At 68.9% G+C, this 25,049-nt stretch carries 21 protein-coding genes; 12 read left to right on the forward strand and 9 right to left on the reverse strand.

Going from position 1 to position 25,049, the window contains the following annotated elements; genetic code table 11:
- Positions 1–27 precede the first annotated feature (27 nt).
- Entirely contained in the window at positions 28–1,191 is a 1,164-nt protein-coding gene (locus LIN44_RS24130; RefSeq protein ID WP_227314778.1) for a CaiB/BaiF CoA-transferase family protein, read from the reverse strand.
- 301 nt (positions 1,192–1,492) lie between these two features.
- On the opposite strand from LIN44_RS24130, the gene argG reads away from it, so the two are divergent.
- Positions 1,493–2,818 carry an argininosuccinate synthase gene (gene argG, locus LIN44_RS24135; RefSeq protein WP_227314779.1) on the forward strand — a complete coding sequence of 442 codons (1,326 nt, stop codon included), beginning with the start codon at positions 1,493–1,495 and terminating at the stop codon, positions 2,816–2,818.
- A 94-nt stretch (positions 2,819–2,912) separates the two neighbouring features.
- On the opposite strand, the gene LIN44_RS24140 is transcribed toward argG, so the two are convergent.
- Entirely contained in the window at positions 2,913–4,043 is a 1,131-nt protein-coding gene (locus LIN44_RS24140) for an NADH:flavin oxidoreductase (RefSeq protein ID WP_227314780.1), read from the reverse strand.
- Positions 4,040–4,438 carry a RidA family protein gene (locus LIN44_RS24145; protein WP_227314781.1) on the reverse strand — a complete coding sequence of 133 codons (399 nt, stop codon included), beginning with the start codon at positions 4,436–4,438 and terminating at the stop codon, positions 4,040–4,042. The genes LIN44_RS24140 and LIN44_RS24145 overlap by 4 nt, the downstream gene beginning before the upstream one ends.
- Before the next feature lie 153 nt (positions 4,439–4,591).
- On the opposite strand from LIN44_RS24145, the gene LIN44_RS24150 reads away from it, so the two are divergent.
- The 3 genes from LIN44_RS24150 to LIN44_RS24160 all read left to right on the forward strand — a co-directional run bounded on the left by LIN44_RS24150 (position 4,592) and on the right by LIN44_RS24160 (position 7,213).
- Entirely contained in the window at positions 4,592–5,479 is an 888-nt protein-coding gene (locus LIN44_RS24150) for a LysR substrate-binding domain-containing protein (protein WP_227314782.1), read from the forward strand.
- 66 nt (positions 5,480–5,545) lie between these two features.
- A complete protein-coding gene (gene pip, locus LIN44_RS24155) occupies positions 5,546–6,502 on the forward strand; it encodes a prolyl aminopeptidase (RefSeq protein WP_227314783.1) in 957 nt (318 codons plus the stop codon).
- Between the two features lie 57 nt (positions 6,503–6,559).
- Positions 6,560–7,213, forward strand: a complete 654-nt coding sequence (locus LIN44_RS24160; protein ID WP_227314784.1) for a glutathione S-transferase family protein — start codon at positions 6,560–6,562, stop codon at positions 7,211–7,213.
- Here the strand turns inward: LIN44_RS24160 and LIN44_RS24165 are convergent.
- Positions 7,171–8,478 (reverse strand): SGNH/GDSL hydrolase family protein, encoded by a 1,308-nt coding sequence (locus LIN44_RS24165; protein WP_227314785.1) that lies wholly within the window; start codon positions 8,476–8,478, stop codon positions 7,171–7,173. The two genes, LIN44_RS24160 and LIN44_RS24165, sit on opposite strands and share 43 nt — an antisense overlap.
- Positions 8,479–8,611: 133 nt before the next feature.
- On the opposite strand from LIN44_RS24165, the gene LIN44_RS24170 reads away from it, so the two are divergent.
- On the forward strand, positions 8,612–9,517 hold the full coding sequence (locus LIN44_RS24170; protein WP_227314786.1) for a LysR family transcriptional regulator: 906 nt from the start codon (positions 8,612–8,614) through the stop codon (positions 9,515–9,517).
- A gap of 7 nt (positions 9,518–9,524) precedes the next feature.
- Here the strand turns inward: LIN44_RS24170 and fabG are convergent, their stop codons facing one another.
- The 3 genes from fabG to LIN44_RS24185 form a co-directional block, all read right to left on the reverse strand.
- Complete coding sequence (fabG, locus tag LIN44_RS24175) at positions 9,525–10,256, reverse strand: 3-oxoacyl-ACP reductase FabG (protein WP_227314787.1); 732 nt, start codon at positions 10,254–10,256, stop codon at positions 9,525–9,527.
- 94 nt (positions 10,257–10,350) lie between these two features.
- On the reverse strand, positions 10,351–11,580 hold the full coding sequence (locus LIN44_RS24180; protein WP_227314788.1) for an NAD(P)/FAD-dependent oxidoreductase: 1,230 nt from the start codon (positions 11,578–11,580) through the stop codon (positions 10,351–10,353).
- Positions 11,581–11,724: 144 nt separating this feature from the next.
- Complete coding sequence (locus LIN44_RS24185) at positions 11,725–13,041, reverse strand: MFS transporter (RefSeq protein ID WP_227314789.1); 1,317 nt, start codon at positions 13,039–13,041, stop codon at positions 11,725–11,727.
- A gap of 164 nt (positions 13,042–13,205) precedes the next feature.
- Here LIN44_RS24185 and cyoA point away from each other — a divergent pair, with 164 nt between their 5' ends.
- The 7 genes from cyoA (at position 13,206) to LIN44_RS24220 (ending at position 22,792) form a co-directional block, all read left to right on the forward strand.
- Entirely contained in the window at positions 13,206–14,210 is a 1,005-nt protein-coding gene (cyoA, locus tag LIN44_RS24190; RefSeq protein ID WP_227314790.1) for a ubiquinol oxidase subunit II, read from the forward strand.
- A gap of 71 nt (positions 14,211–14,281) precedes the next feature.
- The gene (gene cyoB, locus LIN44_RS24195) at positions 14,282–16,285 is read left to right on the forward strand and encodes a cytochrome o ubiquinol oxidase subunit I (protein WP_227314791.1); all 2,004 of its coding nucleotides are present in this window, start codon (positions 14,282–14,284) and stop codon (positions 16,283–16,285) included.
- The gene (gene cyoC / locus LIN44_RS24200) at positions 16,278–16,952 is read left to right on the forward strand and encodes a cytochrome o ubiquinol oxidase subunit III (RefSeq protein WP_227314792.1); all 675 of its coding nucleotides are present in this window, start codon (positions 16,278–16,280) and stop codon (positions 16,950–16,952) included. The genes cyoB and cyoC overlap by 8 nt, the downstream gene beginning before the upstream one ends.
- Positions 16,949–17,350, forward strand: a complete 402-nt coding sequence (gene cyoD / locus LIN44_RS24205; RefSeq protein WP_227314793.1) for a cytochrome o ubiquinol oxidase subunit IV — start codon at positions 16,949–16,951, stop codon at positions 17,348–17,350. The genes cyoC and cyoD overlap by 4 nt, the downstream gene beginning before the upstream one ends.
- Positions 17,347–18,195, forward strand: coding sequence for an SURF1 family protein (locus LIN44_RS24210; RefSeq protein ID WP_227314794.1), 849 nt, complete (start codon positions 17,347–17,349; stop codon positions 18,193–18,195). Before cyoD ends, LIN44_RS24210 begins: the two co-directional genes overlap by 4 nt.
- 65 nt (positions 18,196–18,260) lie before the next feature.
- Positions 18,261–19,298, forward strand: a complete 1,038-nt coding sequence (locus LIN44_RS24215) for an aldo/keto reductase (RefSeq protein WP_227314795.1) — start codon at positions 18,261–18,263, stop codon at positions 19,296–19,298.
- A gap of 227 nt (positions 19,299–19,525) precedes the next feature.
- Positions 19,526–22,792: a transglycosylase domain-containing protein gene (locus LIN44_RS24220; RefSeq protein ID WP_227314796.1), complete on the forward strand. Its 3,267-nt coding sequence runs from the start codon at positions 19,526–19,528 to the stop codon at positions 22,790–22,792.
- On the opposite strand, the gene LIN44_RS24225 is transcribed toward LIN44_RS24220, so the two are convergent.
- Positions 22,765–23,016 carry a GlsB/YeaQ/YmgE family stress response membrane protein gene (locus LIN44_RS24225; protein ID WP_227314797.1) on the reverse strand — a complete coding sequence of 84 codons (252 nt, stop codon included), beginning with the start codon at positions 23,014–23,016 and terminating at the stop codon, positions 22,765–22,767. The two genes, LIN44_RS24220 and LIN44_RS24225, sit on opposite strands and share 28 nt — an antisense overlap.
- Positions 23,017–23,151: 135 nt before the next feature.
- On the reverse strand, positions 23,152–24,705 hold the full coding sequence (locus LIN44_RS24230) for a methyl-accepting chemotaxis protein (RefSeq protein ID WP_227314798.1): 1,554 nt from the start codon (positions 24,703–24,705) through the stop codon (positions 23,152–23,154).
- Positions 24,706–25,049: the final 344 nt, after the last annotated feature.

Consider the following 25,049-nt stretch of genomic DNA (forward strand, 5'->3'; position numbering starts at 1 on the left):
AGGGTTATGGGTGTCGTGGCAGGGCGCTCAGCGCGGCGAACTGTGTTCGCCCAGCAGCGGCGGCGGTGCCGGCGGGGCGTCGTGGCCGGCCAGCATCGGGTTGCGCACCATCGGCACGCGGCCCATCACGGGGTGCTCGGCCACCTGCATCAGCCGGCGGTGCTGGACCTGCGGATGGGCGAAGACTTCGTCCATGGTGTGGATCGGTCCCCAGGGCACGCCGGCGGCGTCGAAGGCCTCGGTCCAGGCGGCGCGGGTGCGGGTGGGGAAGAGTTCGGTCAGCCGCGCGCGCAAGGCGTCGAGGTGTTCGATGCGCGCGGAATTGGTGGCGTAGCGCGGATCCTGCGCCAGCGCCGGGATGCCGGCCACGGCGCAGAAGCGCGCGAACTGGCTGTCGTTGCCGATCGCCAGGATCAGGTGGCCGTCGGCGCAGCGGAACACTTCGTACGGCGCGCAGTTGGGATGGGCGTTGCCGCTGCGCTGTGGGTTCTGGCCCGAGACCAGGTAGTTGGCGGCCTGGTTGGCGTTCATCGCCACGGCCACGTCGAGCAGGGCGATGTCCAGGTGCGCGCCCACGCCGCTCGCCTGGCGCTGGTACAGCGCGGCCAGTACCGCGGAGGTGGCATACATGCCGGTGCTCAGGTCGACCACCGCGACGCCGGTGCGCAGCGGGCCGGCGCCGGGCGCGCCGTCGGGCTGGCCGGTGTAGCTCATCAGCCCGCCCATGCCCTGGAACACGTAGTCGTAGCCCGGCTTGTCCGCCATTGGCCCGCTCTGGCCGAAGCCGGTGATCGACAGGTAGACCAGGCGCGGGTTGATCGCCTTGAGGGTGTCGTAGTCCAGCCCGTAGCGGCGCAGCGTGCCGACCTTGTAGTTCTCGACCAGCACGTCGGCCTCGCGCGCCAGTTCGCGCACCTGCGCCGCGCCTTCGGGCGTGCCGTAGTCGATCGCGACCGAACGCTTGCCGCGGTTGCAGCAGATGAAATAGCCGGACAGGCGCGGATCGCCTTCGGTGCCGGCCGGGGCGTCGAGGTAGGGCGGCCCCCACCCGCGGGTATCGTCGCCGCGTTCGGGGTGCTCGACCTTGGTCACCTCGGCGCCCAGGTCGGCCAGGTTCTGGGTACACCAGGGACCGGCCAGGATGCGCGACAAATCCAGGACCCGGACGCCTTCCAGGGCGCGATGCAGCATGACGACTCCGCTTTCCGATAACAGTGCGGCGCAGTATAGGGAGGGGTATCGGGGCGAACCAGTCGAGAGTTTTGAAGGGCGCGTTCGCCGGATTTGAATGGTGCGGCGGGTGGCGCCGGGGCCCCCGCCGGCCCCCGGGTTTGGCGCGTGGGCGCTGCCGTGTCACAATTCGCGTTTGGCACTGACTCGGCACGTGACTCGGCCGGCCGCGTCGCCGTGCTTCCCGCCGCCCCCCGGCCCTTGACGGCCGACGCAGTGGAAGCCCGCCCAAGAGCCGACAAATTCACATTGATTTCTGGCGATGACTACCATCCTGCAGCACATTCCTACCGGCCAGCGCGTCGGTATCGCCTTCTCCGGCGGCCTTGACACCAGCGCGGCACTCCTCTGGATGCGCCAGAAGGGCGCCGTCCCCTACGCCTACACCGCCAACCTGGGCCAGCCCGACGAGCCCGACTACGACGACATCCCGCGCCGCGCCAAGGCCTACGGCGCCGAGGAAGCCCGCCTGGTCGACTGCCGCGCGCAGCTGGTGGCCGAGGGCATCGCCGCGCTGCAGTGCGGTGCCTTCCATATCTCCACCGCCGGCATCACCTACTTCAACACCACCCCGATCGGCCGCGCCGTCACCGGCACCATGCTGGTTGCCGCGATGAAGGAAGACGGCGTCAACATCTGGGGCGACGGCAGCACCTTCAAGGGCAACGACATCGAGCGCTTCTACCGCTACGGCCTGCTGACCAACCCCGGCCTGCAGATCTACAAGCCGTGGCTGGACCAGCAGTTCATCGACGAACTGGGCGGCCGCGCCGAGATGTCCGAGTTCATGCGCCAGAACGGCTTCGACTACAAGATGTCGGCCGAGAAGGCGTATTCGACCGACTCCAACATGCTGGGCGCGACCCACGAGGCCAAGGACCTGGAGCACCTGGATTCGGGCATCCGCATCGTCCAGCCGATCATGGGCGTGCAGTTCTGGCGCGACGACGTCGAAGTCAAGCGCGAGGAAGTCACGGTGCGCTTCGAGCAAGGGCAGCCGGTGGCGCTGAACGGCCAGACCTTCGCCAACGCCGTCGACCTGTTCATGGAAGCCAACCGCATCGGCGGCCGCCATGGCCTGGGCATGAGCGACCAGATCGAAAACCGCATCATCGAAGCCAAGAGCCGCGGCATCTACGAGGCCCCGGGCCTGGCGCTGCTGTTCATCGCCTACGAGCGCCTGATCACCGGCATCCACAACGAAGACACCATCGAACAGTACCGCGACAACGGCCGCCGCCTGGGCCGCCTGCTGTACCAGGGCCGCTGGTTCGACCCGCAGGCCATCATGCTGCGTGAAACCGCCCAGCGCTGGGTGGCCGGCGCCATCACCGGCGAGGTCACCATCGAACTGCGCCGCGGCAACGACTACTCGATCCTGAACACCACCTCGCCCAACCTGACCTACAAGCCGGAACGGCTGACCATGGAGAAGGGCGAGTCGATGTTCACGCCGCTGGACCGCATCGGCCAGCTGACCATGCGCACGCTGGATATCGTCGACACGCGCGAGAAGCTGCAGACGTATGCCAAGACCGGCCTGCTGTCGGCGCAGGTCAGCGCTTCGCTGCCGAAGCTGGAAGACTGAGATCGTCCAGGCTTGCTGACAGCAAAAAACCGGCACTTTCGGGTGCCGGTTTTTTTTTTGGGCCGCGCGTGACCTTGGCTTCGAGCGGCTGCCGCTATGCCGTGGATGCCGTGCCGGTTTCGCGCATGGCCAGCTCGGCGTCCTTGATATTGCCGAGCGGAGCAAGCACGGCCGCGTCGAACTGCCTTGGTGGCTGCTGGTTGCGCACCCGCACGGGCCAGTCCGGATTGGCCAGCGCGCCGCGCCCGAGCGCGACCAGGGTCGCGCCAAGGGCGAGCATCCCGGCGGCCCGCGCCGGCTCATGCAGGCCGCCGTTGGCTACGATCGCGAGCCCGGGCGCCGCACGGCGGGCATGCTGCACCAGCGACGCATCGCCGTCGGCGAAGGCCGGCTGCCAGGCTTCGTGCTCGGTCACATGCAGGTAGTCGACGCCGCTTTCCGCGATGGCCGCAAATACCGCGGCAGCGCCATCCGCGCCTTCGGGCCACCGGTAGGTGAAGTCATTGACCTTCGCCTGCGAGATGCGCACGCCGACGATGACATCGCTCCCCACCGCGGCGCGCACCGCACGGATCGTCTCCAGCATCATGCGCATGCGCTGCGCGATGCCACCGCCCCACGCGTCCTGGCGCTGGTTGGTATGGCCGTTGAGGAACTGGTCGAGCAGGTAGCCGTTGGCGCCGTGGATTTCCACGCCGTCAAAGCCCGTCTCGCGCGCTAGCCGCGCCGCTTGCGCAAAGCCTTCGATGGCCTGCAGGATCTCTGCCTCGTCCATCGCGCACGGCATCCGGAATGCGCCCGTGCCGCCATACGCGGTCAGCTGCCGGCCCCTGGGCTGCACGGCCGAAGGCCCCACCGTATCGTCGCGGAAGCGGTTGGCCTGCGACAGCGCGCCCGCATGCATCAGCTGCGCGACCATGCGCCCGCCGGCCTGGTGCACCGTATCGACGACCCGGCGCCAACCCTGTGCCTGTTGCGTGTCGGTCAGACCCGGCTGGCCAGGATAGCCTTGCGCATAGGCGCGGTCGGTATAGATGCCCTCGCTGACGATCAGGCCAAAGCCGCCGCGGGCAAAGCCCGCGTAGTAGCGGCGCATGGCCTCGGTAGGGACGCCGGTGTCGGTGGCGCTGATGCGCGTCATCGGCGCCACCACCAGGCGGTTGCGCAGCGGCACGCCGTTCAGCGCCGGCGTATCGAACAACGAAGGCGCGGCGGGCGCGGTCATTGCGCGCCCTCCGTGGCCAGCGCGATGGCTTCGATCTCGATCATCGCGTCCGGCGAATACAGGGCCGAGACTTCGACGATGGTATCGGCCGGATAGGGGGCGGAAAACCACTTGCGCCGCAGCGCGACGATCTTCGGAAAGTATTCCATCGACGTCAGGAAGATCGTCACCTTGGCCACGCGGTCCAGCCCCGAGCCGCCCGCCTGCAGCGCGCGGCTGAGGTTGCGGAATGCCTGCTCGGCCTGCGCGTCGAAGTCGCCGCGGCCGACGATGGCGCCATCGTCGCCGACCCCGGCCTGGCCGGAAACGAACAGCAGGTTGCCGGCCCGGATGGCCTGCGACAGCAGGTAGGGGGCATAGGGATCGGGCTGGGTGTGGACTTGTTGCAGGTGCATCGCTGACTCCGGTAATGATTCAGTAAAATTCATCTTTTCATCGCTGGTTGTCTTGCTGGCCAGCCGACATGCCAAGTATCGAAGCGGGTAACGCCCACGACAAATGGTCGATTCTCAGTCGATGCATGAGGTAAACTTATCCATGGAGCCACCTTGCGCAAACTGCCGCCCCTCGGCGCCCTGCGCGCCTTCGAAGCCGCCGCCCGCCGCGCCAGCTTCAAGCACGCCGCCGATGAACTGCACGTCACGCCGACAGCCATCAGCCACCAGATCCGCGCGCTGGAAGACGGCCTGGGCGTGAAGCTGTTCGAACGGCAGACCCGCAAGGTGCGCCTGACGGCGGCCGGGCATCAGCTGTTTCCCGCGGTGCGGGACGGCCTCGATGGCATGGAGCGCGCCGTGCTGGCGGTGCAGCGCAGCAGCCGCCCGCATGTGGCCACGCTGACGTCGACGGTGGCGTTCATGGCCAGGCGGCTCGCGCCGCTCGCCGGCCAGTTCCGCGCCGCGCATCCGGACTGGACCCTGCGCCTGGATGCGTCGGACCAGATCGTCGACCTGGACCACGATGCGGACGCGGCGATCCGCTACGGCAGCGGCAGCTATCCTGGCCTGCTGGTCGAGCCGTTGTTCCGTGACCGCTTCGCGCCGGTCTGCAGCCCCGCCCTGAAACTGGCCACGCTGCAAGACCTGAGACACGCCACGCTGATCCACTTCGAATGGGGCTCTGCCGCGCGCGATGACGCGCGCGCACCGGTCTGGCGCCACTGGCTGGCGCAGGCCGGCGTCGAAGTGGCCGATCCGCAGGCCGGCCTGCGCTTTACCGACGAGATCCACGCGGTGCAGGCCACCATCGCCGGACAGGGCGTGGGCCTGCTCAGCCTGACGCTGGTGGCGGAAGAACTGGCTTCCGGCGCGCTGGTGCAGCCCTTTGAACTGGCGCTGGAAAGTTTTCGCTATGACCTGGTTTACAGCGAGCGGGCGGCGGAGCGTCCGGCTACGCGGTTGTTGCGGGATTGGGTGATGGGGGTGTTTGCAGGGTAGCTTGGCACGGCCCAAGTGGACCACGGCCGTCGTACACTGTGCCTCGCAAATCCGGAGACCCCACCCATGCCCGCCCTGCGCACCCTCTACCCCGAAATCGAGCCCTATGAAACCGGCACGCTGGATGTCGGCGACGGCCATGTCGTCTACTACGAGCGCGTGGGCACGCCCGGCGCCAAGCCCGCGGTGTTCCTGCATGGCGGGCCTGGCGGCGGCATTTCGGCCGATCACCGGCGGCTGTTCGATCCGGCGCGCTATGACGTGCTGCTGTTCGACCAGCGCGGCTGCGGGCGTTCGACGCCGCATGCGGGGCTGGAGGCCAACACCACCTGGCACCTGGTCGACGATATCGAGCGCCTGCGCGTGCTGGCCGGGGTGGAGCGCTGGCTGGTGTTCGGCGGCTCGTGGGGCTCGACGCTGGCGCTGGCCTATGCGCAGAAGCACCCGCAGCGCGTGAGCGAGCTGGTGCTGCGCGGCATCTATACGGTGTCGCAGGCGGAGCTGGACTGGTATTACCAGTACGGCGTGTCCGAGATGTTCCCCGACAAGTGGGCGCGCTTCCAGGCGCCCGTGCCCGAGGCCGAGCGCGGCAATATGATGGCGGCCTACCGCAAGCTGCTGACCGGCCCCGACCAGGACAAGCAGGTGGAAGCGGCACGCGCCTGGAGCGTATGGGAAGGCGAGACCATCACGCTGCTGCCGGACGCCGGCAACAGCGCCAGGCATGACGACGGCCACTTCGCGCTGGCCTTCGCCCGGCTGGAAAACCACTATTTCACGCACCGCTGCTGGCTGGAAGAGGGGCAGCTGCTGCGCGACGCGCACAAGCTGGCCGATATCCCCGGCGTGATCGTGCATGGCCGCTATGACATGCCGTGCCCGGTGCGCTATGCCTACGCGCTGCACCAGGCGTGGCCGCAGGCGGAATTCCACCTGATCGAAGGGGCCGGTCATGCGTGGACCGAACCGGGCATCATGGACCAGCTGCTTGCCGCGACCGACCGCTTCGCTGCGCAGCGATAACCGGCGCCGAAGCTCGCCGAGGCATACGCCACACGTTCACCACCACCGGAGACCACGATGGAGCTGTACGCGCACCCGTTTTCGTCCTATTGCCAGAAGGTTCTCGTGGCGTTGTACGAGAACGCGATTCCCTTCGAATTCCGCATGCTGTCGCCGGACCACGCGCAGCACATGGACGAACTCGGCGTGCGCTGGCCGCTGCGGCGCATGCCGCTGCTGGTCGATGATGGCCGCTCGGTGTTCGAGTCCAGCATCATCATCGAATACCTGGACCAGCATCACCGCGGCCCGGTGCGCTGGCTGCCGGAGTCGCCCGATGCCGCGCTGAAGGTGCGCCTGCTCGACCGCTTCTTCGACCAGTACGTGATGACGCCGATGCAGCGCATCGTGGCCGACTACCTGCGTCCCGCGGCGAACCGCGATCCCTATGGCGTGGCCGAGCACCGCAAGCTGCTGGAGTCGGCCTACGCCTGGCTCGAGACCGAGCTGGCGGCACGGCAATGGGCGGCGGGCGATGCCTTCACGCTGGCGGACTGCGCCGCCGCGCCGTCGCTGTTCTATGCGGACTGGGTGCAGCCGATTCCCGCGGCCTGCGGCAACGTGCGCGCCTATCGCAACCGGCTGCTGGCGCGGCCGTCGTTTGCGCGCGCGGTGGACGAGGCGCGGCCCTATCGCCCGCTGTTCCCGCCGGGAGCGCCGGAGCGGGACTGACCGGCAAGGGCGGGCAGGGCCGGGTCGAACCGCGCCGCCATGGCGCGATAGCCGGCATCGCCCGGATGCAGGTGGTCGCCGCTGTCGAATGCCGGCAGCAGCGCCTGCGGGCGCGCGGGGTCACGCACGGCCGCGTCGAAATCCACCACCGCATCGAACGCGCCGCCATGACGGATCCAGTCATTGACCGCCAGCCGCACGGCTTCCTTGCCCGGGCCGTCATAGCCGCGGATCGGCGTATCGCGCAACGCCCCGGCAAACGGCGTGATGGTGGCGCCGATCACGCGCACGCCGCGCGCATGCGCCGCCGCAATCAAACGACGGTAGCCCTCGATCAGTTCCGCGGGCTGCGGCACGGCATCGGCTGGCGCAAAGGTCGAGCCCGGCCACGCGATATCGTTGATGCCGATGGCCGCGATCACGGCGCGCACATGCGGCTGGCTCAGCACGTCGCGATCGAGGCGCGCCAGCGCGGACACGCCCATGCCGTCGCGCAGCAGCCGGCCGCCGGAGATGCCGGCGTTGAGCACGGCCACGCCATCGGCGGCCAGACGCTGCGCCAGCAGGTCCGGCCAGCGCCGGTTGGTGTCGGGGGTAGAACCGTTGCCTTCGGTGATCGAATCGCCGATCGCCACCACCGCGCCTGCGCCCGCCGGCGCTTCGACCTGCACCTCGCTCAGCAGGACGCGCGCACTGAACACCTGCGGCGCCGCCAGCACGGCCTGCGCGGTCGCGTTGCCCGCAGCCAGCCATGCAGTCTGGCGGCCATCCCAATGGAAGGACTCGATCTTGGTCTGCCGCGGCAGGTAGAGGCTGAGCGCGAGCTCACCCAGTGCCGGCGCCTCGAGGACGATCGCATCGCTTGCCACGGACTGGCCCGCCGGGATGGTGACCGTTGCACTGCCGCCGAAAGTCACGGCGCGGCTGCCGACGGGGTCGATGCGACCACCGCCGGCGTGAGGTGCGAGTTGCGCCGCGCCGACTACGAGCGGTTGCCGGCCATAGGGGTTCGACAACACCACGCGCAGCCTTTTGCCGCCCACGCTCAGTCGCACCACCTGGCGCACCGTCTGGTCCGCCAGCTCCGCCGGCACGCCGGTCGGCAGCGGCAGGGCATCGGGCTGCCACACCGGCTGCTGGCTGGCCATCCAGCTGGTCAGCCAGGCCTGGTCCTGCAACGGGCTGGCGAGTGCCGCGCTGCTGGTGATAGCGGCGGCGAGGGTCAGCGCCGTGACGCGGCGCAGGAAACGTAGAGTGCAAATCATGGGTGGGTCCGGTCAGGTGGACCGGCAACATCGCCGGCATGGGGCCAAAATTAGGCTATTCCACTCATGCCAGGTAGCAGGCAAAATGGCATATTGCTCATTCCAATCCGGAATGGAGGAAAACAGGAGCGGCATGGACACGATCCGGGCAATGCAGGTCTTCGTGCGCGCGGTCGAGCTGGGCAGCCTGTCGGCGGTGGCGCGCGAGCAGCAGTCGACGCAGCCGACCATCAGCAAGATCGTGGCCGCGCTGGAGCGCGACCTGGGCGTGCGCCTGCTGGCGCGCAGCACCACCAGCCTGTCGCCGACCGAGGCCGGGCGGCGCTTCTACGAACGTGCGCGGCGCGTGCTGGACGAATACGGCGAGGCTGTCAGCGATGCGCGCGGCGTAACGGGCCAGCCTTCGGGCCGCGTGCGCGTGAGCGCGCCAGCCAGCTTCGGCGTGCTGAGGCTCAACGCGCTGGTGCTGGCGTTCCAGCAGCGCTATCCGGAAGTCGAGGTGGAATTGCTGTTCGACGACCGTTTCGTCGACCTGGTCGAAGCCGGGGTCGACGTCGCGGTGCGCCTCGGCGCCACGCTGCCGCCGCATGTGGTGGCGCGCCGCATCGCGGTGTCGCAGCGCGTGCTGGTGGCGGCGCCGGACTACCTGGCGCGGCACCCGAAGATCCGGCAGCCGGCGGACCTGGCGCGCCACCAGATCCTGCGCTTCACGTGGCTCGCCAGCGGCGACGACATCATGCTGGAAGGTCCGGGCGGGCAGGCGCTGGTGAGCGCGCCGTGCCGCTACCGCGTCAACAACTCGCTGGCGATGCGCGAGAGCTTCCTTGCCGGCGCCGGCTTTGGCATGACGCCGGCGTGGCTGGTGCAGGACCTGCTCGACAGCGGCGCGCTGAAGCGGGTGCTGCCGCGCTGGCAGGGCCCGGCGCAGGAAGCCTTCCTGGTCTGTCCGTCGCGGCGCTACCAGCCGGTGAGGGTGCGGGTGCTGATGGAGTTCCTGGCCAGCGAGATCGCGGCGCTGCCAGGCTTCACGGCGGCCTGATCGCGCGTCAGCCGAACATCCCGCCGTTGACCGAGATCACCTGGCGCGTGATATAGCCAGCGTCCGGCGACAGCAGGAAGGCCACGGTGGCGGCGACTTCGTCGGGCGTGCCCATGCGGCGCGCCGGGATCAGGCGCAGCGCTTCGTCGCGCACGTGCGGCTCGACCATGTCGGTGTCGATCAGGCCCGGCGCGACGCAGTTGACGGTGATCGCGCGCTTGGCCAGTTCGATCGCCAGCGCCTTGGTGGCGCCGATGATGCCGGCCTTGGCCGCGCTGTAGTTGGCCTGGCCGCGGTTGCCCACCAGCCCCGACACCGACGACAACGTGACGATGCGGCCCGGCTGGCGGCGCTGCACCATCGGCATCACCACCGGGTTGAGCACGTTGTAGAAGGCATCGAGGTTGGTGTGCACCACCTCGTCCCATTCGTTGCCCGTCATGGCCGGGAAGGCGGCGTCGCGCGCCAGGCCGGCGTTGCAGACCACGCCGTAGTAGCAGCCATGCGCGGCAATGTCGGTCAGCAGCGCGCTGGCGGCGTCTTCGCGGCGGGCCACGTCGAAGCACAGCACGCGCGACTTGCGCCCGCACGCGCGCACCGCGTCGGCGACCGAATCCGCCTCGTCGCGGCGCGCGCGGCAGTGCACCACCACGTCATAGCCGTCGCGGGCCAGCCGCAGGGCAATGGCGCGGCCAATGCCGCGCGACGAACCCGTGACCAGCACGGTCGGATGAGTCATGGCTGTTGTCCTTGCAGAACCGCCTGAGCCACGGCAGGCTGGCATGCGGTGAAGTTGGCGCGATACCCGCGCGCGTACGAGGTGGCGCGGCGCATCAGACCCTGCAGAATTCTTCGAGCACCGCCAGCCGCCGGCGCGGCTCGGTGACGAAGGGGTTGTCGCGGTCCCACGCGTAGCCGGCCAGGATCGCCGAGATCATGTCGCGGATTTCCGAGGTGGCGTTGGGATGGAAGATCAGCTTCTGGAAGCGGCCTTCATACCAGGCTTCGACAAAGACGCGGAAACAATCGACGCCGGCCTTGAGCGGCCGTGCGAAGTCGTGCTCCCAGTCCACCGTCTCGCCGCGCAGTTGGCGCACCAGGCACTGCGCCGCCAGGCTGGCCGACTTGAAGGCGATGGTCACGCCGGACGAGAACACCGGGTCAAGGAACTCGCCGGCATTGCCGAGCAGCGCGTAGCCGTTGCCCCACAGCGACTTTACGTTGGCCGAGTAGCCCGCGATCTGGCGTGCCGGAGTGTCCCATTGCGCGTCGGCCAGCAGCGCTGCCAGGCCCGGCTCTTCGGCCACCAGCGCCTGCAGGCGTTCGGTCTCGGTGCCGGCGTAGCGGTCCAGGAACGCCTTCTCGGCCACCACGCCCTGCGAGCAGCGCCCGTCGGAAAACGGGATGGTCCAGTACCAGACGTCCTGGTGTTGCGGATGCACGCTGATCAGGATCTTGTTGCGGTCGAACGCGCCGGTCGGGATGCGGTCCTGCACGTGCGTGAAGATCGCGCTGCGCACCGGAAACCCCGACGGCGTTTCCAGCTGCAGCAGGCGCGGCAGGATGCGGCCGAAGCCGGAGGCATCGAGCAGGAATTTCGCGCGCACCGTGTACCGGCTGCCGTCCGGCGCGCGCACCGTGACTTCGGGCTGCGCGCCGCTGACATCGACGTTCTCCACCACATGCGAGAAACGCACCTCGGCGCCCTGGCGCTCGGCCTCGCGAATCAGCACGTGGTCGAACTGCGCGCGCTGCACCTGGTAGGTGGTGCCCCAGCCGGGCGAGTACTTCTGGCGGAAGTCGAAGGCGGTGCGCTGCGTGCCGCGCGCAAACGCGGCGCCGTTCTTGTACTGGAAGCCGGCTTCCACCACCGCGCGCAGCATGCCCGCTTCCTCGATATAAGCCATGCTCTGCGGCAGCAGGCTTTCGCCGATGGAGAAGCGCGGGAAGATTTCTTTCTCGATCACCAGCACCGGAATCCCGTGCTTGCGCAGCAAGCCGGCGGCGACCGAGCCCGCAGGCCCTGCGCCGATGATGACGACGTCCGTGGTTTCCGTTTTCATAAGCTTCGGTTCCGGAATCACATCCGGAACGACGGGATTTTGGCGGGCGTCAATTGTACTCAGAACGCTGCCGGGCGCCGGCAAAACCGGCCCCGGCGGCTTTCGCGACCCACGGCGACAACTGCGCGGGCGCGGCGCGCCCCCTCAGACATGCGTCCCCAGCGCCCGGTTGATCCGCAGCGCCAGCAGCGTGCAGGCGACGCCCGAAAGCAGGTAGCCGCTCACCGCCACCAGTCCGAATTCCGCCGACAGCCCCAGCGCCACCAGCGGCGCGAAGCCGGCGCCGAACAGCCAGGCCATGTCGGTGGTCAGCGCCGCGCCGGTGTAGCGGAAGCGCCGCTCGAAGTTCGAGGTCACGGCGCCCGCGGCCTGCCCGTAGGACAAGCCCAGCAGGCCGAAGCCGACCAGGATGAAGAGGTCCTGCGCCACCGGGCCGCCGCCCATCAGCCAGGGGGCGAACAGGCTGAAGATGCCGATCAGGATCGCCATCAGCGCCAGCGTGGTGCGCCGCCCGATGCGGTCGGCGATCATGCCCGAGGCAATGGTGCCGAGGATGCCGAGGAAGGCGCCGGCGATCTGCACCGCCAGCACGTCGGTGACCGGCTGCGAGCCGTTGAGCGCGACCCACGACAGCGGAAACACCGTCACCAGGTGGAACAGCGCAAAGCTGGCCAGCGCGGCGAACGCGCCCAGCAGCAGGTTGTAGCCCTGCTTCCTGACGATCTCGGTGGTGCTGATGGGCTCGAGCTCGTCCTCGTCCAGCAGCTGCGTGTATTCGTGCGTCACCACCAGGCGCAGGCGCGCGAACAGCGCCACCACGTTGATGGCGAAGGCGACATAGAACGGATAGCGCCAGCCCCACGCCAGGAACTCGTGCGGCTCGAGGCTGAGGTTGAGGAACAGGAACAGCGCACCGGCGACGATAAAGCCGGTGGGCGCCCCCAGCTGCCCCAGCATCGCGTACCAGCCGCGCCGCTGCGCGGGCGCGTTCAGTGCCAGCAGCGAAGGCAGCCCGTCCCACGAGCCGCCGAAGGCCACGCCCTGCAGCGTGCGAAACACCGCCAGCAGGACGATGGCGGCCGGGCCGAGCGAGGCATAGCCGGGCAGGAAGGCGATGCCGACGGTGGCGGTGCCCAGCAGGAACAGCGACACGGTCAGCTTGACGCCCCGGCCCCAGCGGCGCTGGATGCGCATGAACAGCGCGGTGCCGAAGGGCCGGCCGATAAAGGCCAGCGCGAAGATGGCGAAGGCGTAGAGCAGCGCGTCGAGCCGGTCGGCGAACGGAAAGTAGACCGCCGGGAACACCAGCACCGAGGCGATGCCGTAGACGAAGAAATCGAAGTACTCGGAGGCGCGGCCGATCACCACGCCGGTGGCGATTTCCGCGGGCGCGACATGCGCGGCGCCGGGTGCGGGAGGTGCTGTAGGAGACGCCCGGTGCTGGTGGGTCGCGGTGGTCATCGGCATACCTCCCCTGTCTGTGAGCGAGGGCGCTGCAAATTGCACCATGAAGAATGGCACTTGAGCGCCTACACTGCCATAGTTGCTCAGACCAGTCTAAGTCACTTGCGCCGCGGCGTACAAATGGCGCGGGCCCGAAAGCTATGCAATCTTCCGGTCAGACTATGTCCATGCACCGCCCGATCCGCTGGTTGCTGCTGCCAGTCCTGCTGTTTCTGGGAGGCTGCAACGCCGTGCTGCTGTCGCCGGCCGGCGATCTCGCGGTCCGGCAACGTGACCTGATCATCATTTCCACCGGCCTGATGCTGCTGATCATCGTGCCGGTGATCGTGCTGACGCTGGTGTTCGCGTGGCGCTACCGCGCCGCCAACAAGGACGCGCACTACAACCCCGACTGGGACCATTCCACGGTGCTGGAGCTGCTGATCTGGTCGGCGCCGCTGCTGATCATCATCGCGCTCGGGGCCATCACCTGGGTCAGCACCCACAAGCTCGATCCCTACCAGCCGCTGACCCGGCTCGACGACAGCCGCCCGCTACCGCCGGGCACGCAGCCGCTGACCGTGGAGGTGGTAGCGCTGGACTGGAAGTGGTTGTTCGTCTACCCGGAGCAGGGCATCGCCACCGTCAACGAGCTGGCCGCGCCGGTCGACCGGCCGATCCGCTTCAAGATCACCTCCACCACCATGATGAATTCGTTCTTCATCCCCGCGCTGGCCGGCCAGGTCTATGCCATGCCGGGCATGGAAACGCGCCTGCATGCGGTGGTCAACCGGCCGGGCGTGTACGAGGGCTTCTCGGCCAACTACAGCGGTGCGGGTTTTTCGCACATGCGCTTCCGCTTCCATGGCATGAGCGACGATGACTTCGGCCGCTGGGTGCAGGCGGTGCGGGCCGGCGGCGCGCCGCTGAGCCGGGCCACCTACACGCAGCTGGCGCAGCCCAGCGAGCGCGAGCCGGTGCGGCGCTACGGCAGCGTCGACGCCAGCCTGTTCGATGCCATCGTGAACCGTTGCGTGCAGGCCGGGCAGGTCTGCCAGAAAGACCTGATGGCCCGCGATGCGCAACGCGCCGCGGGCCTGGGCGCCGCCGTCTGCACCGCCAGCAACTCGCTGGGCGAGCCTCCGTTCGAGGTTGGCGCCGCCGGTGCCGGCAAGCTGCTGCGGTAGCGTGCCCGCGTACGCGCACGGCCTTGCGAAAGACCGTGACCTAGAACGCCGTTGTTGTCCTGGAGAACCACATGCCGGAGCGATCCGAACTCGCCACGCAACTCTTCGGCCGCCTGAGCTGGGAGGCCATCCCGCTGCATGAACCCATCCTGATCGCCACCTTCGCGGTGGTGGCGCTCGGCGGGCTGGCGCTGGCCGGCGCGGTCACGTACTACGGCAAGTGGGGCTACCTGTGGCGCGAGTGGTTCACCAGCATCGACCACAAGCGCATCGGCATCATGTACATGATCCTCGGCATCATCATGCTGCTGCGCGGCTTTGCCGATGCCATCATGATGCGGATCCAGCAGGCCATTGCCTTTGGCGACAACCTGGGCTACCTGCCGCCGCACCACTATGACCAGATCTTCACCGCGCACGGCGTGATCATGATCTTCTTCGTCGCCATGCCGCTGGTCACCGGCCTGATGAACTTTGTCGTGCCGCTGCAGATCGGCGCGCGCGACGTGGCCTTTCCGTTCCTGAACAACTTCAGCTTCTGGATGACGGTGGGCGGCGCGGTGCTGGTGATGATGTCGTTGTTCGTCGGCGAATTCGCGCGCACGGGATGGCTGGCCTATCCGCCGCTGTCCGGCATCCTGCAGAGCCCGGACGTGGGCGTGGACTACTACCTGTGGTCGTTGCAGGTGGCGGGGGTGGGCACGCTGCTGTCCGGCATCAACCTGCTGGTGACCATCGTCAAGATGCGCGCGCCCGGCATGACGCTGATGCGCATGCCGATCTTCACCTGGACCGCGCTGTGCACCAATGTGCTGATCATCGCCGCGTTCCCGGTGCTGACCGCGGCGCTGGCGATGCTGGCGGTCGACCGCTACCTGGGCATGAACTTCTTCACCAGCGACCTTGGCGGCAGCGCCATGATGTACGTGAACCTGATCTGGATCTGGGGCCACCCCGAGGTCTACATCCTGATCCTGCCGGTGTTCGGCGTGTTCTCCGAGGTGGTGGCGACCTTCTGCCGCAAGCGCCTGTTCGGCTACGCCTCGATGGTGTATGCCACGGTGGTGATCACGGTGCTGTCGTACCTGGTGTGGCTGCATCACTTCTTCACGATGGGCTCGGGCGCCAGCGTGAACTCGTTCTTCGGCATCACCACCATGATCATCTCGATCCCCACCGGCGCCAAGCTGTTCAACTGGCTCTTCACCATGTACCACGGGCGCATCCGCTTCGAGGTGCCGATGCTGTGGACCGTGGGCTTCATGGTGACGTTCGTGATCGGCGGCATGACCGGCGTGCTGCTGGCGGTGCCGCCGGCGGATTTCTCGCTGCACAACAGCCTGTTCCTGGTCGCGCATTTCCATAACGTGATCATCGGCGGGGTGCTGTTCGGGCTGATGGCCGGCATTACCTACTGGTTCCCCAAGGCCTTCGGCTACCAGCTGGACCCGTTCTGGGGCAAATGCTCGTTCTGGTTCTGGCTGGTCGGCTTCTACGTGGCGTTCATGCCGCTCTACGTGCTCGGGCTGATGGGAGTGACCCGGCGCGTCAGCCATTTCGAGGACGCCTCGCTGCAGATCTGGTTCCAGCTGGCGGGGGTGGGCGCGCTGCTGATCGCGCTCGGCATCGGCTGCTTCCTGGTGCAGCTGGTGGTGAGCTACCTGCGCCGCGACTCGCTGCGCGACGTCACCGGCGATCCCTGGGACGGCCGCACGCTGGAGTGGTCGACCGCGTCGCCGCCGCCGCCGTACAACTTTGCCTTCACGCCGCTGGTGCATGACACCGACGCCTGGTGGCAGATGAAGCAGCATGGCTACCAGCGCCCAGCGCACGGCTTCATCCCGATCCACATGCCCAGGAACACCGGCGCCGGCATCATCCTGGCCGGCCTGAGCACGCTGTGCGGCTTCGCGCTGATCTGGCATATCTGGTGGCTGGCGGCGCTGGCCTTCGCCGCCACGCTGGTCACGGCGATCGGCCATACCTTCAACTACCAGCGCGATTTCTACATCCCGGCCGACACGGTCCACCGCACGGAGGCAGAGCGCAGCGCGCTGCTGGCCAGCCATGGCTGATACCTACGTCCCCTTTACTGCCGAGGGCGCGCGCACGCACGAGTCCCTGCCGCCGCGCGCGCCCGCGCAGCCGGCCGAGCTGCGCTTCTACCTGACCGAGGAATACCACGTGCCCAACGGCACGCTGCTCGGTTTCTGGCTCTACCTGATGAGCGACTGCCTGATCTTTGCGTGCCTGTTCGCCGCCTACGGCGTGCTGGGCCGCAACTACGCGGGCGGGCCTTCCGGCGCCGAGCTGTTCGACCTGCCGCTGGTGGCGCTGAATACGTCGTTCCTGCTGCTGTCGTCGATCACCTATGGCTTCGCCATGCTGGAGACGCAGCGCGGCCGGCTGGGGCCGACGCAGGGCTGGCTCGCCGTGACCGGCCTGCTGGGGGCCGCCTTCCTCGCCGTCGAGATCTACGAGTTCGCGCATCTGGTCGGCGAGGGCGCCGGCCCGCAGCGCAGCGGCTTTTTGACTTCGTTCTTCGCGCTGGTCGGCACCCACGGACTGCATGTGACCTTCGGCATCGTGTGGCTGGTCACGCTGGTGGCCCAGCTGCGCCGCCACGGGCTGATCCCGGAGAACAAGCGCCGCCTGATGTGCCTGTCGATGTTCTGGCACTTCCTGGACGTGGTCTGGATCGGCGTCTTTACCTTTGTCTACCTGATGGGAGTGCTGCCATGAGCGCGCATGACGACACGCTGCCGGCCCATGGACATGGACACGCCGGCGACCATGGCCACGGCGACAGCGAGATCCATATCTCGCTGGGCGGCTACGTGACCGGCTTCGTGCTGTCGGTGATCCTGACCGCGATCCCGTTCTGGCTGGTGATGGGCAAGGTGTTCGCGCAGTCCAGCACCACCGCGATGGTGCTGCTGGCGCTGGGCGCGGTGCAGATCGTGGTGCACATGATCTACTTCCTGCACCTGAACGCCAGGTCCGAGGGCGGCTGGAACATGCTGGCGCTGATCTTCACGCTGGTGCTGGTGGTGATCACGCTGACCGGTACGCTGTGGGTGATGTTCCACCTGAATTCCAATATGATGCCGGGCATGCATACCACCAAGACCTTGCCTTGACCGGTTCCACCGACGACCGCGCGCCGGTCGAAAAATTGCGCACCGCCCACGCCAACCAGGGCGCCCCCGAATCCCCGCGCCCGCTGTCGACAGTCTGGCTGACCGCACTGGCCCTGTTCGCCGCGGCGGCCATCGCCGGCCTGGTGGCGCTGGGCAACTGGCAGGTCGAGCGCCGTGCCTGGAAGCTCGGCCTGATCGCCCAGGTGGCCGAGCGCGTCCATGCGCCGCCGGTGGCGGCGCCCGCGCCCGCGCAGTGGGCGGCGCTGACCAAGGCCAATGCCGAGTACCGGCGCGTCCGCGCCAGCGGCACCTTCCTCGACGACCGCCAGACCCTGGTGCAGGCCGTGACCGAGCAGGGCGGCGGCTACTGGGTGATGACGCCGCTGCGGCTGGCCGACGGCAGCACCGTGCTGGTCAACCGCGGCTTCGTCGCCGAGCCCTTTCGCGCGCGCGTGGTCCCGGCCGGCGGCGGCAGCAGCGAAGTGGTCGGCCTGCTGCGCATGAGCGAGCCGGGCACCGGCCTGCTGCGCCACAATGACGCGGCGCGCGAGCAGTGGTTCTCGCGCGACGTCGCGGCGATCGCCGCGCACCGCGGCCTGGGTCCGGGCCCGGTCGCGCCGTATTTCATCGATGCCGCGGCGGTGCCGCCGCCGGCCGGGGCGGACCCCAAGGCCTGGCCCGTGGGCGGGCTGACGGTGACGGCCTTTACCAACAACCACCTCGGCTATGCGCTGACCTGGTACGGGCTGGCGCTGATGGTGGCGGCCGCCGCGGCCTACGTCGGGCGCGAGGAATACCGCAAGCGCCGCGGCGCTGGTCCCGCCTCGCGCGAGCCGCGCGCCTGACGCCGCGCCGGCAGGCCCGGCCGGCTGGCGGCACAATGTGGGCTGTCCCATCCCAAGGAACCGCCATGCCAGACTTCTCCATGCCGTACCGCCGCCTCGGCGCCAGCAACCTGCGCGTCTCGGCGCTGTGCCTGGGCACCATGATGTTCGCCGACCAGACCGACGAGGCCGAGGCCGGCCGCATCGTCGCCAGCGCGCGCGACCACGGCGTGAATTTCATCGATACCGCCGACGTGTACAGCAAGGGCGCGTCCGAGCAGATGGTCGGGCGCCTGCTCGCCGCCGGCCGCCACGACTGGGTGCTGGCCACCAAGCTCGGCAACGCCATGCAGGCGGCGCCCAACCACGGGCACTACTCGCGCGTGTGGATCGCGCGCGCGGTCGAGGACAGCCTGCAGCGGCTGGCGACCGACTACATCGACATCCTCTACCTGCACCGCGACTACCCCGGCGCCAACCTGGAAGAGCCGGTGCGCGCGATGGGCGACCTGGTGCGCAGCGGCAAGATCCGCTACTGGGCGGTGTCGAACTTCCGCGGCTGGCGCATCGCCGAGATCGCGCGGCTGTGCGCCGAGCTGGGCGTGCCGCGTCCGGTGGCGTGCCAGCCGTACTACAACCTGCTGAACCGGCTGCCGGAGGTGGAGATCCTGCCCGCGTGCGAGCACTACGGCCTGGGCGTGGTGCCCTACAGCCCGGTGGCGCGCGGCGTGCTGACCGGCAAGTACGCGCCCGGCCAGGCGCCGGCCGAGGGCACGCGCGCGGGCCGCGCCGACCGCCGCATGATGGAGACCGAATTCCGCGAGGAATCGCTGGTCATCGCGCAGCAGCTCAAGACCCATGCCGAGGCGCGCGGGCTGACCCCGGGCCAGTTCGCCACGGCCTGGGTGCTGGCCAACCCGATCGTCTCGTCGGTGATCGCGGGCCCGCGCACGCTGGCCCAGTTCGAGGATTACTTCGGCGCGCTCGGGGCCACGATCACGCCCGAGGAAGAGGCGATGATCGATGCGCTGGTGTCGCCCGGCCATGCCTCGACGCCGGGCTACAACGATCCGGGCTACCCGCTGATCGGCCGCCCCGTCGGTCGCGCGGCGGCTGGCCGATAATCCGGCGCCACCTTTCGGACTCGCCGCAAGTGGCGCAGGCGCTGCCTGAAGTGACGCCCGCTTGCAACGGCACGCGTCGCGCGCGCGTGCTTGCTGCGCCCGGGCGCGACTCCTACTAATATCAAGACAGGCGGGCGCGCGTGCGGCGCGCACCGCGAAAACATCGCGCTTCGAGCCGGCGCATGAAGAGATTGCGCGCTGCGCCGGCCCATCAAGGAAGCCCAAACGTGTCGCGTCGTGGCTGGATTTTCGCTGGCTTGGCGGTCGCCCTCACAGGCGGCGCCTATGTCGTGTATAGCGTTGTTGCAAGCGAGGTGCGCAACTCGCACTGGCAGGCGCGGCTGATCGGCAGCCTGGGCCAGCGGCTGACGTTCGAGATCCAGCCGGGTGCCAGCGACAGCATCCGCTTCCCGCATTCCGGACCCTATGACGCCCGCATGGGCTACGGCAGGCTGCCGCTGTTCGCGCAGCGGCTGGAGCAGCGCGGCTACGTGCCCGCCGAACAGGCGCGCATGTCGCCCGACATGGTGCGGCTGATCGACGAAGGCCTGTTCACGCCCTATCGCGAAAAGAACCAGGCCGGCCTGCTGCTGCGCGACTGCAACGGCCTGACGCTGGCGTTCGAGCGCTATCCGCAGCGCCAGTACGCCGATTTCGGCGCGGTGCCGCCGGTGCTGGTGAGCGCGCTGCTGTACGTCGAGAACCAGGGCCTGCTCAATCCGGAATACCCCAACATGAACCCGGCGCTGGACTGGCGCCGGCTGTCGCGCGCGGTGCTGGACCAGATGATCCGGCTGGCCGACAAGTCGCACGACGCGCCCGGCGGCAGCACGCTGGCAACGCAGATCGAGAAATACCGCCATTCGCCCGAAGGCCGCACCACCTCGATCCCGGAAAAATTCCGGCAGATGGCGTCGGCATCGCTGCGCGCCTACCTGGACGGCCCGGACACCCAGCGCGCGCGCGAGCGCATCGTGGTCGACTACCTGAATACGGTGCCGCTGTCGGCGCGCGCCGGCTTCGGCGAGATCAACGGCATCGGCGACGCGCTGTGGGTCTGGTACGGCGAGGATTTCGGCGAGGTCAACCGCCTGCTCAAGGAGATGGACCAGCGCGCGCCGGATCCGCGCCAGGCGCAGGCCTTCAAGCGGGCGCTGTCGCTGATCATCTCGCAGCGCCGCCCGTCGTACCACCTGCGCCGCGACGACACCAACCTGGATGCGCTGACCGGCAGCTACCTGCGCCTGATGGCGGCCAACGGCATCATCACCGCCGAGCTGCGCGACGCCGCGCTGGCGCAGCCGCTGGACAAGGCGTCAGCGCCGCAGCGCCCGCCGCAGGAGCCCTTTGTCACACGCAAGGCCGTCAACCGCGTGCGCGCCGACATCAGCCGGCTGACCGGGGTCGAAAGCCGCTACGACATGGACCGGCTGGACCTGACCGTGGACAGCACCATCAACCGCGAGGCCCAGCGCATCGTGGTCGACACGCTGCAGCGCGTGAACAACAAGGCCGACGCGCGCGCCATGGGGCTGTATGGGCACAACCTGCTGCGCGACCACGACGATCCGTCCCGGCTGATGGCCAGCTTCACGCTGTACGAGCGCGTCGGCAATGCCAGCGTGGTGCGGATCCAGGCCGACAATATCGACCAGCCGTTCGACATCAACAGCGGCGCGCGCCTGAACCTGGGCTCCACCGCCAAGCTGCGCACGCTGGTGACCTACCTGGAGATCATCAGCGAACTGCACGCGCGCTACGCCGGCATGAGCAGCGCCGAACTGGCCGCCGTGCCGCTGGCGCGCCAGGACGCGCTCAGCCGCTGGGCGGTCGACTACCTGGCCAAGGCGCGCAAGCCCGCCGAGCGCGAGCTGATGCCGATGCTCGAGGCGGCGATGGAGCGCAAGTACGCCGGCGGTGCCGGCGAAGCCTTCTACACCGGCGGCGGCCTGCAGAGCTTCACCAACTTCGAGCGCGAGTCGGGGCTGCGCAACCTGACCGTGCGCACCGCGTTCCAGCACTCGGTCAACCTGGTGTTCATCCGCATGATGCGCGACATCGTGCGCTACGAGACCTTCCACGCCAGCCCGGATATCGGCGACCTGTTCGAAGACCGCGACGCGCCGGGCCGGCGCGCCTACCTGGAGCGCTTTGCCGACCAGGAAGGCAGCGCCTACATGACCAACTTCTACCAGCGCTACCGCGGCAAGACTTCCGAAGAGCGACTGGCCACGCTGCTGGGGCGGGTGCGCATGACCACGCCGCACCTGAACGCGGTGCGCATGTCGGTAACGCTGCTGAGCGCGCGGCCCACGCTGGACGAGGACAGCTATATCCGCATCATGCGCGCGCGCCTGGGCGACAAGCAGCTGGCCAAGGAAGACCTGCCCGCGCTGTACCGCAAGTACGGCAAGGACAAGTTCAACCTGAACGACCGCGGCTACCTGTCGCGGGTGCATCCGCTGGAACTGTGGATGGTGGAATACCTGCACCAGCACCCCGACGCGACCCTGGCCGAGATCCTGCGCGCCAGCACCGCCGAGCGCCAGGAAGTGTACAAGTGGCTGTTCAAGACGCGCAGCAAGGCCGGGCAGGACAACCGCATCCGCACGCTGCTGGAGCAGGATGCCTTCAAGCGCATCGCGCGGCGCTGGCAGCGGCTGGGCTATCCGTTCGACTCGCTGACACCGTCGTATGCCAGCGCCATCGGTGCCGCCGGCGACCGCCCCGCCGCGCTGGCCGAACTGGCCGGCATCCTGCTGTCGGGCGGCGTGGTCACGCAGAACGCGGCGGTGCGCAGCCTGGCGTTCGCCGACGGCACCCCGTACGCGACCCGCTACGTATTGCAGCCCGGCCCGGGCAAGCGCGTGCTGCCGGCCGAAGTGGCCGAGCTGGCGCGCCGTTCGATGCTGGATGTGGTGGAGCGCGGTACCGCCAAGTCGATCCGCGGCGCGTTCACGGTGCCGGGGCGCGATGGCGCCACGCTGACCGTGGCCGGCAAGACCGGCACCGGCGACCAGCGCTTCCAGGTCTATGGGCCGGGCGGGCGGCTGATCTCGTCGCGCTCGGTGAACCGCTCGGCCACCTTCGTCTTCACGCTGGGCGACCGCTTCTTCGGCACCGTGGTGGTCAATGTGCGCGAACCGTACGCGGCGCGCTACAGCTTTACCAGCGCGCTGGCGGTGCGGGTGCTGCGCGCGATCGCGCCGCAGGTCTCGGCGATGGCGCCGGGCGGCGACCGCGCGCTGCTGCGCTGCCGCGACGCGGCCCCGGGGCTGCGCCCGCCGCGCGCGCCGACCATGGCGGCGCCCGCCGACGGTGTGCCCGGCCCGGTGCTGGCTGACGGGCTGGAGGCGGCGCTGCAGGCGCCGGCGCGGCAAGAGGTGGCGGTGATACCGCCGCCGTCCGCGCCCCAGGTGCCGGGCCTGGCCGACAACAGCGACGCGGCCGGCGTGCGCCGAGCCAGTCAGGCCTTGCGGCGCACCATGCCGTAGATCACCAGCAGCACGATCGCACCGACCACCGAGGCGACCCAGCCCGCGGGTTCGCCCGGCTGGTACCAGCCCAGCGCGCGGCCGACATAGCCGGCGACCACCGAGCCCAGGATGCCCAGGATGATGGTCATGATCCAGCCCAGCTTGTCGTCGCCGGGCTTTACCGCCCTGGCGATCAGGCCGACGATAAGGCCAACGAACACGGTGCCAATGAATGCCATCATGGTGCGCTCCTGTCAGTGGTCTGCGGTAACGGTCTGATGCACTGGGCCGGCCGCCTGTGCGGCCGGCTTCGCTTCATCATACACGCAGGCGCGGCAGGCGTAGGGCGCGCGCGGCGATCGCGCGGGTGGCGCCGCTCAGGCCGCCAGGCGGAACTGGCCCACGGCGCGGTGCAGCGCTTCGGCCTGGTCTTCCAGCGATGCGGCTGCGGCGGCGGCCTGTTCCACCAGCGCGGCGTTCTGCTGCGCCATCTGGTCCATCTGCGACACCGCCTGGTTGACCTGCTCGATGCCGCCGGTCTGCTCCTCGGTGGCGGCGCGCATTTCGCCCATCAGGTCGGTCACGCGCTTGACCGCGTCGACGATCTCGCCCATCGCGCGGCCTGCGTTCTCGACCAGCACCGCGCCGTCTTCGACGCGCTGCGCCGAGTTGCCGATTAGCGCCTTGATCTCCTTGGCCGCGGTGGCGCTGCGCTGCGCCAGCGTGCGCACCTCGCCGGCCACCACCGCGAAGCCGCGGCCCTGGTCGCCGGCACGGGCCGCCTCGACCGCCGCGTTGAGCGCCAGGATATTGGTCTGGAAGGCAATGCCCTCGATCACGCCGATGATGTCGACCACCTTGCCCGAGGCGCTCTTGATCTCGCCCATGGTGTCCACCACCTGGCTGACGATGGTGCCGCCGCGCACGGCGATGTCCGACGCGCCCTCGGCCAGGCGGCTGGCCTGGCGCGCGTTCTCGGCGCTCTGGCGCACGGTGCTGGTGAGCTGCTCCATGCTGGCGGCGGTTTCCTGCAGCGACGCGGCCTGCTCCTCGCTGCGGCGCGACAGGTCGGCATTGCCCGCGGCGATCTGCTTGGCCGCCCCGGCAATCGAATCGGCCGAGCCGCGGATGCTGCCGATCGCGCCGGTCAGGCGCGACTGCATGCGGTGCATCGCGTAGAGCACGCTGTGCTCGTCGCCGGCGCGCACTTCGACCTGGCCGGCGAGGTCGCCTTCGGCGATGCGCCCGGCAATCTGCGCGGTGGTGGCCGGCTCGCCGCCGAGCTGGCGCTGCAGGCTGGCCGCGACCCGCACCATCACCAGCGACATCAGCGTGCCCACCGCCAGCAGCAGGCCCAGCGCCTGCCACAGCTCGGCGCGGAACGCCGCCTCGATGTCATCCAGGTACAGCCCGGCGATGAAGTTCCAGTCCCACGGGCGGAAGTTGGCCACGTAGCTGAGCTTGGGCTGCGGCGCCTGCGCGCCCGGCTTGGGCCACAGGTATTCGACGAAGCCCTTGCCGGGGCCCTTGCCGATCGCGGCGATGTCGCGGAACAGGTAGACGCCGTTGGGATCCTTCATGCCCTCCATCGCCTTGCCGTTCATTTCCGGCTTGAACGGGTGCATCAGCACCACGGTGTCGGAACGCATCAGCGTGAAATAGCCGTCGGCGCCAAAGCGCATTGCGCGCACGCGCTCGATCGCCTGCTGCTTCGCCTCCTCGACGGGCAGCTTGCCGGCCTTGGCCAGGGCCTCGTAGTCGGCCACCACGGAAACGGCGGCGTCGGTGACGTGGGCCAGGTCGAGCCGGCGCTCCTCCATGCGCAGCGTGCGGATGTGCCACGCGTCCCACAGCGTGATGCCGAGCAGGCAGACCCAGCTCAGCACCAGCGGCAACAGCAGTTTTTTCTTCAGGCTCAGGTTGTGCAGCATGGCTTCGACTCCTCCTTCCTTGCGCTTTGCGCTTGTCATCGGTGATGCGCATGCCTGCGCCACGTCGGGTGGCGCGTGCCGGCGTGCTGCGGGGGGACAGAAGCCGGACGGGCGCATGCGTCAGCCCCATAACGGCGCAAAGCCGAGGTAACTTGATTGAGGTAACTCCGCCACACTGAGAGTGTGGTTGATTGGCTTCAAAACGCCTGCCAAGGGCTTGTGCGCTATGCAGCGCTTGTTGCCGCCATGCGGCCAGCGGGCGTGCCGTCGCCTTCGCTTTGCCGCCCTTCGGCCGGCAAAATCGGTCAGAATCTGCCCCTGTCCTCCGCGCGCCTCCACCGCCT

This window comes from Cupriavidus sp. MP-37 (genome assembly GCF_020618415.1).
In the GTDB taxonomy this organism is placed as follows: Bacteria; Pseudomonadota; Gammaproteobacteria; order Burkholderiales; family Burkholderiaceae; genus Cupriavidus.

Coding starts and splice junctions, on each gene's coding strand:
- cyoA (WP_227314790.1), top strand. CDS start 13,206: ATGTCCATGCACCGCCCGATCCGCTGGTTGCTGCTGCCAGTCCTGCTG.
- cyoB (WP_227314791.1), top strand. CDS start 14,282: ATGCCGGAGCGATCCGAACTCGCCACGCAACTCTTCGGCCGCCTGAGC.
- LIN44_RS24170 (WP_227314786.1), top strand. CDS start 8,612: ATGGACACGATCCGGGCAATGCAGGTCTTCGTGCGCGCGGTCGAGCTG.
- LIN44_RS24230 (WP_227314798.1), bottom strand. CDS start 24,705: ATGCTGCACAACCTGAGCCTGAAGAAAAAACTGCTGTTGCCGCTGGTG.
- LIN44_RS24225 (WP_227314797.1), bottom strand. CDS start 23,016: ATGATGGCATTCATTGGCACCGTGTTCGTTGGCCTTATCGTCGGCCTG.
- pip (WP_227314783.1), top strand. CDS start 5,546: ATGCCCGCCCTGCGCACCCTCTACCCCGAAATCGAGCCCTATGAAACC.
- cyoC (WP_227314792.1), top strand. CDS start 16,278: ATGGCTGATACCTACGTCCCCTTTACTGCCGAGGGCGCGCGCACGCAC.
- fabG (WP_227314787.1), bottom strand. CDS start 10,256: ATGACTCATCCGACCGTGCTGGTCACGGGTTCGTCGCGCGGCATTGGC.
- LIN44_RS24160 (WP_227314784.1), top strand. CDS start 6,560: ATGGAGCTGTACGCGCACCCGTTTTCGTCCTATTGCCAGAAGGTTCTC.
- LIN44_RS24165 (WP_227314785.1), bottom strand. CDS start 8,478: ATGATTTGCACTCTACGTTTCCTGCGCCGCGTCACGGCGCTGACCCTC.
- LIN44_RS24130 (WP_227314778.1), bottom strand. CDS start 1,191: ATGCTGCATCGCGCCCTGGAAGGCGTCCGGGTCCTGGATTTGTCGCGC.
- LIN44_RS24140 (WP_227314780.1), bottom strand. CDS start 4,043: ATGACCGCGCCCGCCGCGCCTTCGTTGTTCGATACGCCGGCGCTGAAC.
- argG (WP_227314779.1), top strand. CDS start 1,493: ATGACTACCATCCTGCAGCACATTCCTACCGGCCAGCGCGTCGGTATC.
- LIN44_RS24145 (WP_227314781.1), bottom strand. CDS start 4,438: ATGCACCTGCAACAAGTCCACACCCAGCCCGATCCCTATGCCCCCTAC.
- cyoD (WP_227314793.1), top strand. CDS start 16,949: ATGAGCGCGCATGACGACACGCTGCCGGCCCATGGACATGGACACGCC.
- LIN44_RS24180 (WP_227314788.1), bottom strand. CDS start 11,580: ATGAAAACGGAAACCACGGACGTCGTCATCATCGGCGCAGGGCCTGCG.
- LIN44_RS24185 (WP_227314789.1), bottom strand. CDS start 13,041: ATGACCACCGCGACCCACCAGCACCGGGCGTCTCCTACAGCACCTCCC.
- LIN44_RS24215 (WP_227314795.1), top strand. CDS start 18,261: ATGCCAGACTTCTCCATGCCGTACCGCCGCCTCGGCGCCAGCAACCTG.